Origin of the sequence: Isoptericola aurantiacus, assembly GCF_044769875.1 — a bacterium.
GTDB classification, from domain to species: Bacteria; Actinomycetota; Actinomycetes; order Actinomycetales; family Cellulomonadaceae; genus Isoptericola; species Isoptericola aurantiacus.
Genome location: NZ_JBJBAE010000005.1, coordinates 19824 through 32824 on the forward strand (window position 1 = coordinate 19824; position 13001 = coordinate 32824).

A 13001-nucleotide genomic window follows, 5' to 3' on the forward strand; every position below is an offset into this window, starting at 1 on the left:
GGTCAGTCCTCCTTCGAGTCGGCCAGCGTCCAGCGGGCGCCGTCCGGTGAGTCCTGCACGACGACGCCGGCCGCGGCCAGGCGGTCCCGGATCGCGTCGCTCGTGGCCCAGTCCTTGGACGCCCGCGCCGCGGCACGGGCGTCCAGCTCGGCGCGCACGACGGCGTCGAGAGCGTCGGCGGCGCGGCTGTCCGTCGCACCGACCCAGTGCGGGTCGACAGGGTCGAGCCCGAGCACGTCCAGCATCCCCCGCAGCGCCACGAGCGCCACCCGGGCGCCGTCGTCGTCCTTCGCGGCGAGCGCCGAGTTCCCCGTGCGCAGGGTCTCGTGCACCGCGGCCAGCGCGGCGGGCACGTTGAGGTCGTCGTCCATCGCCGCCACGAACGCCGCGGGCAGCTCGGCCGCGGTGACCTCGGCGCGGGAGACCTCGCCGACCCGGTCGGCGGCGCGCGCGACGAACCCGCTGAGGCGGTCCCAGGTGGCTCCGGCCTCGGCGAGGGTGTCCGGGCCCCACTCGAGCATCGAGCGGTACTGGACCGCGGCCAGCGCGTACCGCACCACCGGGGCCGGCGCCCTGGCGAGCAGCTCGTCCACCTGCAGACCGTTGCCCAGCGACTTGCTCATCTTCACGCCCTGCTGCGTCACCCACGCGGAGTGCATCCAGCGGTCCGCGAACCCGTACCCGGCGGCGCGCGACTGCGCCTGCTCGTTCTCGTGGTGCGGGAACCGCAGGTCCAGACCACCGCCGTGGATGTCGAACTCCGCGCCCAGGTAGCGGTGCGCCATCGTCGAGCACTCCAGGTGCCAGCCCGGCCGGCCTCGGCCGAACGGCGTGTCCCAGGCGGCGGTCTCGGGCTCACCGGGGCGTGCGGCCTTCCACAGCGCGAAGTCGTGCGGGTCACGCTTCTGCGCCGCGGCGTCGTCGTCGGACGCCTCCGGGTTGAGGTCCTCGAGACGCTGGGTGGTCAGGTCGCCGTAGTGCGGCCACGAGCGGACGTCGAACCAGACGTTGCCGGGACCGGTGGAGTAGGCGTGGCCCCGCTCGACGAGCCGCTGCATGAGCTCGATCATCTGCGGCACGTGCTGGGTGGCGCGCGGCTCGTACGTGGGCGGCAGCACGCCGAGCGCGTCGTAGGCGGCGGTGAAGGCGCGCTCGTAGACGGCGGCGTGCGCCCACCACTCGACGCCCGCGTCCGCGGCCTTGCGCAGGATCTTGTCGTCGATGTCGGTGATGTTGCGGATGAGGGTGACGTCCAGCCCCTTGCGCTCCAGCCAGCGCCGCAGCACGTCGAACGCGACGGCGGGGCGCAGGTGGCCCACGTGCGGGGCGGACTGCACGGTGGCGCCGCACAGGTAGATGCCGACCTTGCCGGGAGTCCGGGGGACGAGCTCGCGCACCGTGCGCGTGGCGGTGTCATAGAGGTGCAAGGTCACCGGTCCAGCCTACCGGTCGGGTGCCGGGCGGCCGGTGCCCCGTGTCAGCCGAAGGTGCGCCCCTCGCCCCGGTACGTGGGCGCCGTCCCGACGACCTCGTCGCCCCGCACGAGGAGCACGGTGTCGAACCGCTCCATCAGCTCGCCGGCCTTGGCGTGCCGGAACCACACCCGGTCCCCCACCCGCAGGGGCCGCCCCCCGCGCCGGTGCATCGGCGTCTGCACCTCGCCCGCCCCCTCGCGGCGCGTCAGCGCCCACCCCGGCGTCGTGAGGCGGGGCAGCCGCGACCGGCCGGCGGGACCGGAAGCCACGTAGCCGCCGCCGAACGCCGTGGCCCAGCCGTCCCCCGGGACGCGCACCACGTCCAGGCCGAAGAACGCCGCGGGACGGGGCGCGAACGCCCGGTACCCGTCGAACGTCCCGGGCACGAACAGCCCCGACCCTGCCGTCACCTCGGTCACCCCGGTCCCGGCCGACGAGCTCTCCAGCGATCCGGTGCCCCCGGCGTTGACGAGCTCCACCTGGCGCCCGACAGCGGTCCGGACCGCGGCGAGGATGCCGCGACGGCGCTCCTCGACGTCGGGGACCGACAGCCGCTTGACCATGCGGACGGCAGGGCTCGTGTCGGGCAAGCCGGCGACCTGCGCCTCGTAGAACATCAGGCCGCGCAACCGTGTGCCGTCCGTCCCGTCGACCTGGGCGGCGAGCACGGCGACCTGCTCGGGGGTGCGCAGCGGCGAGCGCCGCGTGCCCAGGTGCGCCCGGACGCGCCCGATCCCGACCCGCAGGGAGCAGTCGACGTCGAGGCAGACCGAGACGTCCGGTCCCCCGGGCGCCGCGGCGAGGGCCGAGCGGACGATCGCGAGCTGCGCGACGTCGTCGACCATCACGGTGATCGCGCGCCGGGCGTCGGCATCCGCGGCGAGCCGGGCCAGGGCGTCGGTGTCGGTGGTGGGGTAACCGACGAGGACGTCACGCACCCCGGTGCTCACGAGCCAGAGCGCCTCCGCCAGCGAGTAGGCCATGACGCCGTCGAACCCGGCCTCCAGCGCGCGCCCCACCAGCGACCGCACCCGGACGGACTTGGCGGCGACGCGCACGGGGGTCCCGCCCGCACGGCGCAGCAGGTCGGCCGCGTTGGCGTCGAAGACGTCGAGGTCGACGACGGCGATCGGACCGGGCCGGCCCTGCGTCGCCCGGGTCAGCCGGTCGGTCAGCGTCATGGCGGCACGGTACACCGGGTGCGAGTCGTGGCAGAGTACGGGCCGTGACGTTCACCACCTGGGGCCGCACCTACCGCGCCGACCCGGCCCGCCGCGCGACACCCCGCGACGAGGCCGACCTGCGTGCCGCCGTCGCACGGGCCTCCGCCGACGGGCTGCGGGTGCGGGCCGTCGGTGCCGGGCACTCGTTCACCGACGCGGCCGTGACCGACGGTCTGCTGCTCTCGCTGGACCGGCTGCGCGGCATCCAGGCCCTGCGCCCCCTGCCGGACGGCGGGGCGCTGGTGACCGTCGCCGCCGGCACGCGGCTGCGCGAGCTCAACCGTCTGCTGGCGGCCCGTGGGCTGGCGATGCGCAACCTCGGTGACATCGACCGGCAGTCGGTGGCGGGGGCGATCTCGACCGGGACGCACGGCACCGGCGCGTCGCTCGGTGGGTTGGCCACGCAGGTGCGGGGCGTGCGGGTGGTCCTGCCGGACGGATCGGTGCGCTCGGTGTCCGACGACGACCCGCCAGGCTCCCCGGACCGCGAGCTGTTCGAGGTCGCCCGCCTGGGCCTCGGCTCCGTCGGGGTGCTGGCCGCGGTCACGCTCGAGGTGGTGCCCGCCTACCTGCTGCGCTCCACGGAGCAGGTGCGCCCGTGGCGCGAGGTGGTCGGCGCGCTCGACACCCTGTTCGCCGCGCATCACCGCGTCGACGCCTACTGGTTCCCCGGCACGGACCGGATGCTCACCTGGACCCACGACCTGCTGTCCGCGCAGGAGGCCGCGGCGTACGACGCCGCCCGGCAGGGCCCGACCGGCGCGATGCGGCGGGCCGGAGCCGGCGCGCGGACGTTCGTGGACGAGGAGGTGCTCGCCAACGGCGTGCTCGGCGCCGCGATGCAGGTCGCGGCGGCCGCGCCGCGCACGGTGCCGCGCATCAACGCGCTCTGCGCGGCCGCGCTGGGCGAGCGGACGCACGTCGCGCCGTCGGACCGGGTGATGGTGACCCAGCGGCGGGTGCGGTTCGTCGAGATGGAGTACGCGCTGCCCCGGGAGGTGCTGGGCGAGGTCCTCGCCGAGCTGGACGGCTGGTTGCGGGCCTCCGGCGAGCCGGTCGCGTTCCCCGTGGAGGTGCGGTGCGCGGCGCAGGACGACGTGTGGCTCTCGACGGCTCGCGGGCGGGAGTCGGCGTACGTGGCGGTGCACCAGTTCCACCGGATGCCGTACCGGCGCTACTTCGAGGCCGCCGAGGCGATCTTCGTCGCGGCCGGCGGGCGTCCGCACTGGGGCAAGATGCACACGCGGAGCGCCGCCGACCTGGCCGCGCACTACCCGCTGGACGACGTCGCCCGCGTGCGTGCCGCCGTCGACCCCGACGGGGTGTTCCGCAACGACTACACCGACCGGGTGCTCGGCCCCCACTGACCCGATCTCGTTGTGGGTATGAAATTGACGGCCGCGCACGGTTGCACGGCCGTCGATTTCATACCCACAACGGTCAGCGGGGGGCGACCAGAGCGGTGGCGATCGCGGCGACGCCCTCGCCGCGACCCGTGAGGCCGAGGCCGTCGGTGGTCGTCGCGCTCAGCGACACCGGCGCGCCGGCCGCCTCGGACAGCGCCGCCTCGGCCTCGGCCCGGCGAGGCTCGATCTTGGGCCGGTTGCCGATCACCTGCACCGCGACGTTCCCGATCTCGAAGCCGGCCGCACGCACCCGGCGCGCGGCCTCGGCGAGCAGCGTCGCACCGCTCGCCCCCGCCCACTCGGGCTCGCTCGTGCCGAAGTGGGTGCCCAGCCCGCCGATCCCCGCCGCGGAGAACAGCGCGTCGGCGGCGGCGTGCGCCGCGACGTCCGCGTCGGAGTGACCTGCCAGGCCCCGCTCCCCCGGCCAGCGCAGACCGGCGAGCCACAGCTCCCGGTCCGCCCCCTCGGGGGCGAACGCGTGCACGTCCACGCCGACGCCGGTACGGGGCAGGCTGGTCATCGGTCCTCCAGCAGCAGGATCGCCAGCGCCAGGTCGCGCTCGGTCGTGATCTTCAGGGCCTCGGGGTCACCCACGACGACGTGCACCGGCTCGTCCAGCGCCTCGACCAGGGCTGCGTCGTCGGTGGCGGCCAGGTGCTCCGCGGCGGCCCGGGACGCCCCCTCGGTGTGCGCCCGCACGAGCAGCTCGCGATCGAACCCCTGCGGGGTCTGCACGGCCCGCAGCACCGTGCGGTCCGGGGTGTCCACGACCCGCTCGGCCACCGGGCCGGGCCGGCCGTGCGCCCCGGAAGGCGCGCCGTCGTCGGGCACCACGCGCTTGATCGTGTCCGTGACAGGCAGGCCGGGGACGACGGCGCGGTGGCCGTCCCGCACGGCGGCCACGACGCGCCGGACCGTCTCCGGAGACGTCAGGGGCCGGGCGGCGTCGTGCACGAGGACGACGTCGACGTCCGGTCCGGCGAGTCCGAGACCCGCGGCGACGGAGGCCTGCCGGGTGCCACCGCCGTCCACCACGCGGACGTCCACCTCGAGCGAGCCGACCGCGGTGCGGATCTCGGCGGACCGGCCCGCGGGGGACGTGACGACGAGCGCGTCGACGACGCCGGAATCGGCCAGGCCCCGGGCTGCGAGGGCGACCATCGGGACGCCGCCCAGCTCGACCAGCGCCTTGGGGACGTCGCGGCCGAGCCGCGTGCCGGAACCGGCAGCGGTGAGGATCGCGAGCGTCGTCAGGAGGCGAGCACCTCGTCGATGATGGCGCCGGCCTTCTCCTCGTCGACACCCTCGGCCAGGGCGACCTCGGACTCGAGGATCTGGCGGGCCTTGGCGAGCATGCGCTTCTCACCCGCGCTGAGACCTCGGTCCGCGTCGCGGCGCGAGAGGTCGCGGACGACCTCGCCGACCTTGATCACGTCGCCGGAGGCCAGCTTCTCGAGGTTGGCCTTGTACCGGCGGGACCAGTTGGTGGGCTCCTCCGTGTAGGGCGCGCGGAGCACGTCGAACACGCGGTCGAGCCCCGCCTGGTCGACGACGTCGCGCACGCCGACGAGGTCCACGTTCTCTGCCGGGACCTCGATCGTCAGATCACCCTGAGCGACCTTGAGCTTGAGGTACATCTTCTCTTCGCCACGGATCTTGCGCGTCTTGACCTCTTCGATCAGCGCGGCCCCGTGGTGCGGGTAGACAACCGTCTCGCCTACTGTGAACGTCATCTGTAGATGTCCCCTTTCCCAGTGGACGAGTCTATCACGGTGCGATCCGCTCTCCCCCGCCCCGACCGCCGTCACTCCCGCTGTCGGGACCGCGTCGTCGCAGGTCAGAGGCATAGCGGACCGGAGGATAGGAAGACGCCTCCCGCCCCCACTAGGATGGGCGGGGGCGCGCTGCGCCCTCCACATCAGTGACACATCGCGTGCTCGGACCCTGCCGTCGGCACGCACAGCTCCAGCCGAAGGAGAGCACGTGGCTCGCACCGCCCGTCCCGCACGTCCCACCCTCGTCGCCGCCGGGCTCGCCGTCAGCGCGCTGCTGCTCGGCGCCTGCGCGCCCGTGACGACCCAGGGCGCGTACGCGCCGTCCGACGGCACGCTGGTCGAGTTCGACGACGTCGCCGTGCGTGGCCTCAACCTGATGGTCGTCGCCGCCGAGGAGGGCGCCGAGGGCAACCTGCTGGGCGCGCTGGCGAACGAGACCGACGAGGAGGTCGAGTTCGTGCTCACCGCCTCGGGGGCCGCGCCCGTCGCCGTGACCGTGCCCGCCCAGGGCACCGTGTACCTCGGCACCGACGGCGAGGAGACGCTCCTCGACCCGGTCACCACCGCTCCGGGCGGCAACATCGAGGCCACGCTCGAGGCCTCCGGCGCCGCCGAGAACTTCTACCTGCCGGTCTTCGACGGCACCCTGCCGGAGTACGCCGACTACCTGCCCTGAGCCTCCTGAGGCCGGCCCTCGCGCCGAGGGAGGCCACCTCGCGCCGAGGAAGCACCAAGGCCCCCTCCCGCCGGCCGGCGGGAGGGGGCCTTGGTGCTGTGTCGCGCGGTCCGGCCCTCGGCCGGGCCGGACGTCCCCCGAGGGGCGGACCGATCAGCCGAAGCGGCCGGAGACGTAGTCCTCGGTGGACTTCTCGGCCGGCGAGGAGAAGATCGTCGCCGTGTCGTCCATCTCGATGAGCCTGCCCGGCTTGCCGGTGCCGGCGATGTTGAAGAACCCGGTCCGGTCGCTCACGCGGGCGGCCTGCTGCATGTTGTGCGTGACGATGACGATCGTGTAGTCGTTCTTGAGCTCGCCGATGAGGTCCTCGATCGCGATCGTCGAGATCGGGTCCAGGGCCGAGCAGGGCTCGTCCATGAGCAGGACCTGCGGCTTGACGGCGATCGCGCGGGCGATGCACAGGCGCTGCTGCTGACCGCCGGACAGCCCGGATCCCGGCCGTTCGAGCCGGTCCTTGACCTCGTTCCACAGGTTCGCCCCGTGCAGCGAGGACTCGACCAGGTCGTCGGCGTCGGACTTCGAGATGCGCTTGTTGTTGAGCTTCACCCCGGCCAGCACGTTGTCCCGGATGGACATCGTCGGGAACGGGTTCGGCCGCTGGAACACCATCCCGACGTTGCGACGCACGGCCACGGGATCGACGCCCGGGCCGTACAGGTCGACGCCCTCCATCTCGACCTTGCCCTCGACGCGAGCGCCGGGGATCACCTCGTGCATGCGGTTGAGGGTGCGCAGGAACGTCGACTTGCCACAGCCGGACGGCCCGATGAGGGCTGTCACCGACTTGGGCTCGATCGTCATGGTGACGTCCTGGACGGCGAGGAAGTCGCCGTAGTAGATGTTCAGGTCCTTCACGTCGATGCGCTGAGCCATCGTGGTTTCCTTCGTTGAGAGCTGCGGGTGCAGAGGTGGTTCTGCGCGTCAGCGCAGCTTCGGGGCGAACCAGCGGTTCACCAGCCGGCCGATGATGTTGAGCAGCAGGACCAGCACGATGAGCACGAGCGCCGCGCCCCACGCGTTCTGGATCGCGATGTCGGGGACGCAGGTGGCGGACTCGCCGCCGGGGCACGTCGCCAGCCCCTGGCTGTACTGCCGGTAGGCGTACACCGGCAGAGTCATCATGCGGCCGTCGACCGGGTTCGTGTTGATCGAGTCGGTCACACCGACGGCCACGAGCAACGGGGCCGTCTCGCCGATCACGCGGGCGACGGCGAGCAGGACACCCGTGGTCAGGCCGGCCACGGAGGTGCGCAGGACGACCTTGACGACCGTCAGCCACTTGGGCACGCCCAGGGCGTACGAGGCCTCGCGGAGCTCGTTAGGCACGAGCTTGAGCATCTCCTCGCAGGACCGCACGACCACGGGGATCATCAGCACCGACAGGGCGACGGCGCCGATCAGGCCGAAGCGTGCCGCCGGACCGAGGATGAGCGTGAACAACGCGACCGCGAACAGACCGGCGACGATGGACGGGATGCCCGTCATCACGTCGACGAAGAACGTCACCGATCTCGCCAGCGCCCCGCGCCCGTACTCGACCAGGTAGACCGCGGCGAGGACCCCGATCGGCACCGAGATGACCGTCGCGAGCGCCGTGATGATCAGCGTCCCCATGATGGCGTGGTAGATGCCGCCGCTCGGGTCGCCGCCGAAGATGTTCCGTGCCGACAGCGTCAGGAAGTCCATGCTGATCCGGCCGATGCCGTTGGACGTCACGGTCCACAGCAGCGACACGAGCGGCACCATGGCCAGGACGAAGGCGCCCCAGATCAGCACCGTCATCGTCGTGTCGACGCGCTTGCGGCCCGCGTGGGCCCCGGCCAGCATGCTCCTGACCTGGGCGGTCCCCTCGGCGGTGGGGGTGTGTCCGGTCGTCGCGCTCATCAGTTGGCCCCCGAGAATTCCTTGCGCCGCGCCACGATCGCGCGCGCGCCCATGTTGACGGCCAGCGTGATGACGAACAGCACGAGGCCGGTGGCGATCAGCGTGTTCACCGCGAGCCCGCTCGCCTCGGGGAAGTCCAGGGCGATGTAGGCGGCGATGGTCTGGTGCTGGGCACTGTCGAGGATGTGCAGGGAGTACAGGAACCCGGGCGACAGGATCATCAGCACGGCCATCGTCTCGCCCAGCGCCCGGCCGAGACCGAGCATCGCCGCCGAGATGACTCCCGAGCGTCCGAACGGCAGGACGGCCGTGCGCACCAGCTCCCACCGGGTCGCCCCGAGGGCGAGCGCCGCCTCCTCGTGCAGCTTCGGCGTCTGGAGGAAGACCTCGCGGGAGACGGCGGTGATGATCGGCAGGATCATCACCGCGAGCACGATCGCGACCGTGGCCAGGACGCGACCCGTCGGTGACGCCGCGCCCGCGAAGAGCGGGAACCAACCGAAGTACTCGTTGAGCCAGAGCCAGAGCGGTGTCACGGCGGGGGCGAGCACGAAGATGCCCCACAGGCCGTAGATCACCGACGGCACGGCCGCCAGGAGGTCCACGAGGTAGCCCAGGAGCTGGGCCAGCCGCCGGGGCGCGTAGTGCGAGATGAACAGCGCGACGCCCATCGCGACCGGCACGGCCAGGAGCAGGGCCAGCACGGCGGCCAGGATCGTGCCGAAGACGAGCGGTCCGACGTACGCGATGAAGGAGGTGTCCTCCGGGTACCGGGGGACGGCGTCGGCGAGCTCGTCGCTCCCGGCGGTCAGGGCCGGCCACGCCTGCCACAGCAGGAACAGCGCGACGGCGGCGAGGACGGCCAGGATCAGGACACCTGAGCCCACGGCGATCCAGCGGAAGACGCGGTTGAAACCGCGGTCGGAGGACCGCTGGCGTCGCGGTCGGGAGCTCGCCCGGGGCGGGCTGTCGGTGATGCTCACGTTGATCCCTCGTTCGTGCTTGGGCACTGTCTCGACTCCGGTCAGCCGGTCCGACGGCGGTACCGGCGGCCGGGTGCCGCACCCTGCGTGGGTGGGGCGCCCGGCCACCGGCCGACGTCACCTGCTAGTGGTCGATCAGCCCGCGGAGATCGACTCGATGCCCGGCACGACCGCGTCGCGGATCGTGTCGGACAGCGGGGCGGACCCGGCGGCGTCCGAGGCGGCCTGCTGGCCCTCCTCGCTCGCGACGTAGGTCATGTAGCCCTTGACCAGCTCGGCGGTGGCCTCGTCCGAGTAGGTGGTGCAGGCCAGCATGTAGGACACGAGGACGATCGGGTAGGTGCCCTCGATGTCGCGCTGCAGCTCGATCGTGTAGATGTGCTCCGAGGTGCCCTCGGTGCGCGGCGACTGGGCCACGACCTCGGCGGCGGCCTCGGACGAGTACTCGACGAAGTCGCCGCCCACGCCCACCGCGACGGTGCCGAGGTCGGCGATCTGGGAGGCGTCGGCGTAGGTGATGGTGCCGTCACCGGCCTGCGCGGCGCTCACCACGCCGGAGGTGCCCTGGGCCGACTCCTGGCCGTCGACGGGCCAGACGCCGGACGGCTCCTCGGTCCAGATGTCGGGGGCGACCGCGTAGAGGTAGTCCTCGAAGTTCTCGGTCGTGCCCGACTCGTCGGAGCGGTGCACCACCGTGATGGCCGTGTCGGGGAGCTCGGCGTCGGGGTTGTCCGCGGCGATCGCCTCGTCGTCCCACGTGGTGATCTCACCGAGGAACACGTTGGCGATGGTCTCCGGGGACATGTTCAGCGTGTCGACGCCCTCGAGGTTGAAGGCGATCGCGACCGGGCTGACGTAGCCGGGGAACTCGATGACGCCGTCCGCGCCGCACTGCTCCTCGGCGGCGGCCAGCTCCTCGTCCTCGAGCGCGGCGTCCGAGCCGGCGAAGGCGTAGGAGCCGTCACCGAAACCGGTCCGGCCACCGCCGGAACCCACCGGGTCGTAGTTGACGGTCGCGTCAGGGTTCGCCGTCTGGAACCCGGCGCGCCAGGCGTTCTGGGCCGCCTCCTGCGACGAGGCGCCGCCGCCGGAGAGCGTGCCGGACAGGCCGCCCTCCATGTCGCCGGAGTCCGACGCCTCCGTGCTCTCGTCGCCCGTGGAGCCGGCAGGCTCGGGGTCCGAACCGCACGCGGTGAGGCTGAGGGCGAGCAGGCCGACAGCGACGGCAGATCCGGCACGGGTGAATCGGCTGAGGTTCACGAGTCGTTCCATCCTGTTCACACGTTGGTGGCACCGGCGGGTGCCGGCGTTCGATGGGAACGCTAGGGACCGCAGGTGGACCGCTTGCCAGGAGCAGGTGAACGACGGATGAACAGCCAGCGGCGAGAAGCGAGCAGGTGACCCGGGCGACGCCGGCAGCCCGCTCCCGGCGCCGTCGTCGCGCCTAGGACTCGTCGTCGGCGAGCTTGTAGCCCAGACCCCGCACCGTCAGCAGCAGGGTCGGCGAGCCGGGGTCCGGTTCGATCTTGGACCGGATGCGCTTGACGTGGACGTCGAGGGTCTTGGTGTCCCCCACGTAGTCCGCACCCCAGACCCGGTCGATGAGCTGCCCCCGGGTGAGCACGCGGCCCGCGTTGCGCAGCAGCAGCTCCAGCAGGTCGAACTCCTTGAGCGGCAAGGAGACCGGTGCGTCGCCGACGGCCACCGTGTGGCGCTCGACGTCCATCCGGACGGGGCCGACCTCGAGGACGGACTCGCCGTCGTCCTCGTGGCCGTTGGAGCCGTTCTCGCCGCCGGCGGTCCCGCGCCGGCGCATCACGGCACGCATGCGTGCCAGGAGCTCGCGGAAGGAGTACGGCTTGGTGACGTAGTCGTCGGCGCCCAGCTCGAGGCCCACGACCTTGTCGATCTCGGAGTCCTTGGCCGTGAGCATGATGATGGGGACGTCGCCGCGTTGACGCAGCTCGCGGCAGACCTCGGTGCCGCTCAGACCGGGGAGCATGAGGTCGAGCAGCACGAGGTCGGCGCCGCCGTCGTCGTACTGCGCGAGGGCGTCGTTGCCGTTCGACGCCGCCACCACGTCGTAGCCCTCGCGCGTGAGCTGATACGTCAGAGGGTCGCGGTACGACTCCTCGTCCTCGACCACCAGGATGCGCGTCACGCGCCTACCTCCTCGTTCGTGGGACCGTTGCCGGGTCCGTGACCGCCGGCGCGTCCTGCTCTCCAGGACGCGTCCGGTTCGTGCTCGTCCGCCTCGCGGGCGGAGTCGTCGGCGCTGTCCGCCGTCGCCTCCCGGACCGTCCCGCCGTCGGGCAGGTCGGCCGCGGGGATACGCAGGGTGAAGGTCGATCCCTTGCCGGGCTCCGACCACACGCGCACGTCGCCGCCGTGGTCGGCCGCGACGTGCTTGACGATGCTCAGGCCCAGGCCCGTGCCGCCGGTGTCCCGGGAGCGTGCCGGGTCGACGCGGTAGAACCGCTCGAAGACCCGTTGCTGCTCCTCCGTGGAGATCCCGATCCCCTGGTCGACGACGTCGAGCTCGACCAGGCCGCCGCGCTCGTGCACGCCGACGCCGACGCGGGTGTTCTCCCCCGAGTAGGAGACGGCGTTGTCCAGCAGGTTGCGCACCGCCGTCACGAGCAGGTTGTGGTCGCCGAAGACGACGCTGTCCAGCGAGCCGCCCACGGTGATGGTGATGTTCTTGCCCTGGGCCGTCGTCCGGGCCCGGTCCACGGCCTCCTCGACGACCTCCCGCACGCCGATGGGGTGGATCTCCTGGAGGGCGCCGGCGACCTGCAGGCGGGAGAGCTCGATGATCTCGTGCACGAGGGCGGACAGCCGGGTCGCCTCGGACTGCATCCGCTCGGCGAACCGCCGCACCGCGACCGGGTCGTCCGCGGCGTCCTGCACGGTCTCCGCCAGCAGCGCCAACGCTCCGACGGGGGTCTTGAGCTCGTGGGACACGTTCACCACGAAGTCGCGGCGGATCGCCTCCACGCGCCGCGCCTCGGTGCGGTCCTCGGCGAGGACCAGCAGCTTGTCCATGCCGAGGGCGGCGACGCGCACCTGCAGCAGCACGGTGCCGGAGCCGACGGGCCCGCGCGGGACCTCGAGCTCCTTCTCCCGGATGACGCCGTCGCGGCGCACGTCCCGCACCAGCTCGGTGATCGCGGGGTGCACCAGGGCGTCGTTGCGGACGACGCCGAGGGCGTACGCGGGCGGCGAGGCGCGCACCACCTCGTCCTCCTCGTCGAGGACGACGGCGGCGGACCGCAGCACCGACAGGACGCGCACGAGGCCTTCGTCGAGCTCGGACGCGCCCGCCTCGGACGTGTCATGCTGGGCACGGTCGGAGAAGCGGAAGGCGAGGGTCGCGACGACACCCACGACGACGCCGAGGACACCGGCGACGACGGCCGTGACTCCCGGGATGATTCCTTCCACACCCTCAGCCTAGGTCGCCCCGGGGTCCCCGCCGTGCCACGGTGGCTCCTGCTTCCTGACGTGTCGCCCAGTGTT

13 protein-coding genes are annotated in these 13001 nt (G+C 72.8%); 2 read left to right on the forward strand and 11 right to left on the reverse strand.

What is annotated here, in order from left to right; genetic code table 11:
- Positions 1–2: 2 nt before the first annotated feature.
- Positions 3–1433, reverse strand: coding sequence for a cysteine--tRNA ligase (gene cysS, locus ACIQLL_RS13835; protein WP_402468203.1), 1431 nt, complete (start codon positions 1431–1433; stop codon positions 3–5).
- Positions 1434–1477: 44 nt separating this feature from the next.
- Positions 1478–2656, reverse strand: coding sequence for an alanine racemase (locus ACIQLL_RS13840; RefSeq protein WP_402468206.1), 1179 nt, complete (start codon positions 2654–2656; stop codon positions 1478–1480).
- Between the two features lie 44 nt (positions 2657–2700).
- Here ACIQLL_RS13840 and ACIQLL_RS13845 point away from each other — a divergent pair, with 44 nt between their 5' ends.
- Entirely contained in the window at positions 2701–4065 is a 1365-nt protein-coding gene (locus ACIQLL_RS13845; protein ID WP_402468207.1) for a D-arabinono-1,4-lactone oxidase, read from the forward strand.
- Between the two features lie 73 nt (positions 4066–4138).
- On the opposite strand, the gene ispF is transcribed toward ACIQLL_RS13845, so the two are convergent.
- The 3 genes from ispF to ACIQLL_RS13860 are packed head-to-tail and all read right to left on the reverse strand — an operon-like array spanning position 4139 to position 5837.
- Positions 4139–4624, reverse strand: a complete 486-nt coding sequence (ispF, locus tag ACIQLL_RS13850) for a 2-C-methyl-D-erythritol 2,4-cyclodiphosphate synthase (protein ID WP_402468209.1) — start codon at positions 4622–4624, stop codon at positions 4139–4141.
- Complete coding sequence (ispD, locus tag ACIQLL_RS13855) at positions 4621–5358, reverse strand: 2-C-methyl-D-erythritol 4-phosphate cytidylyltransferase (RefSeq protein ID WP_402468804.1); 738 nt, start codon at positions 5356–5358, stop codon at positions 4621–4623. The genes ispF and ispD overlap by 4 nt, the downstream gene beginning before the upstream one ends.
- Positions 5355–5837 (reverse strand): CarD family transcriptional regulator, encoded by a 483-nt coding sequence (locus ACIQLL_RS13860; protein ID WP_402468212.1) that lies wholly within the window; start codon positions 5835–5837, stop codon positions 5355–5357. The genes ispD and ACIQLL_RS13860 overlap by 4 nt, the downstream gene beginning before the upstream one ends.
- A 250-nt stretch (positions 5838–6087) precedes the next feature.
- On the opposite strand from ACIQLL_RS13860, the gene ACIQLL_RS13865 reads away from it, so the two are divergent.
- Positions 6088–6555: a hypothetical protein gene (locus ACIQLL_RS13865; RefSeq protein ID WP_402468214.1), complete on the forward strand. Its 468-nt coding sequence runs from the start codon at positions 6088–6090 to the stop codon at positions 6553–6555.
- Between the two features lie 153 nt (positions 6556–6708).
- On the opposite strand, the gene pstB is transcribed toward ACIQLL_RS13865, so the two are convergent.
- From pstB to ACIQLL_RS13895, 6 genes are all read right to left on the reverse strand, one after another.
- Positions 6709–7488 carry a phosphate ABC transporter ATP-binding protein PstB gene (gene pstB, locus ACIQLL_RS13870; protein ID WP_402468217.1) on the reverse strand — a complete coding sequence of 260 codons (780 nt, stop codon included), beginning with the start codon at positions 7486–7488 and terminating at the stop codon, positions 6709–6711.
- A gap of 48 nt (positions 7489–7536) precedes the next feature.
- Positions 7537–8499, reverse strand: coding sequence for a phosphate ABC transporter permease PstA (gene pstA / locus ACIQLL_RS13875; protein ID WP_402468219.1), 963 nt, complete (start codon positions 8497–8499; stop codon positions 7537–7539).
- Entirely contained in the window at positions 8499–9482 is a 984-nt protein-coding gene (gene pstC / locus ACIQLL_RS13880) for a phosphate ABC transporter permease subunit PstC (protein ID WP_402468221.1), read from the reverse strand. The genes pstA and pstC overlap by 1 nt, the downstream gene beginning before the upstream one ends.
- A gap of 135 nt (positions 9483–9617) precedes the next feature.
- Positions 9618–10742 (reverse strand): phosphate ABC transporter substrate-binding protein PstS, encoded by a 1125-nt coding sequence (locus tag ACIQLL_RS13885; protein WP_402468224.1) that lies wholly within the window; start codon positions 10740–10742, stop codon positions 9618–9620.
- A 184-nt stretch (positions 10743–10926) separates the two neighbouring features.
- Positions 10927–11643, reverse strand: a complete 717-nt coding sequence (locus ACIQLL_RS13890) for a response regulator transcription factor (RefSeq protein ID WP_402468227.1) — start codon at positions 11641–11643, stop codon at positions 10927–10929.
- A complete protein-coding gene (locus tag ACIQLL_RS13895) occupies positions 11640–12926 on the reverse strand; it encodes a sensor histidine kinase (RefSeq protein WP_402468230.1) in 1287 nt (428 codons plus the stop codon). Before ACIQLL_RS13895 ends, ACIQLL_RS13890 begins: the two co-directional genes overlap by 4 nt.
- Positions 12927–13001: the final 75 nt, after the last annotated feature.

Excerpts from the sequence above, each read along its gene's own strand:
- ACIQLL_RS13840 (WP_402468206.1), bottom strand. The coding sequence starts at position 2,656 with ATGACGCTGACCGACCGGCTGACCCGGGCGACGCAGGGCCGGCCCGGT.
- ispF (WP_402468209.1), bottom strand. The coding sequence starts at position 4,624 with ATGACCAGCCTGCCCCGTACCGGCGTCGGCGTGGACGTGCACGCGTTC.
- pstB (WP_402468217.1), bottom strand. The coding sequence starts at position 7,488 with ATGGCTCAGCGCATCGACGTGAAGGACCTGAACATCTACTACGGCGAC.
- pstA (WP_402468219.1), bottom strand. The coding sequence starts at position 8,499 with ATGAGCGCGACGACCGGACACACCCCCACCGCCGAGGGGACCGCCCAG.
- ACIQLL_RS13860 (WP_402468212.1), bottom strand. The coding sequence starts at position 5,837 with ATGACGTTCACAGTAGGCGAGACGGTTGTCTACCCGCACCACGGGGCC.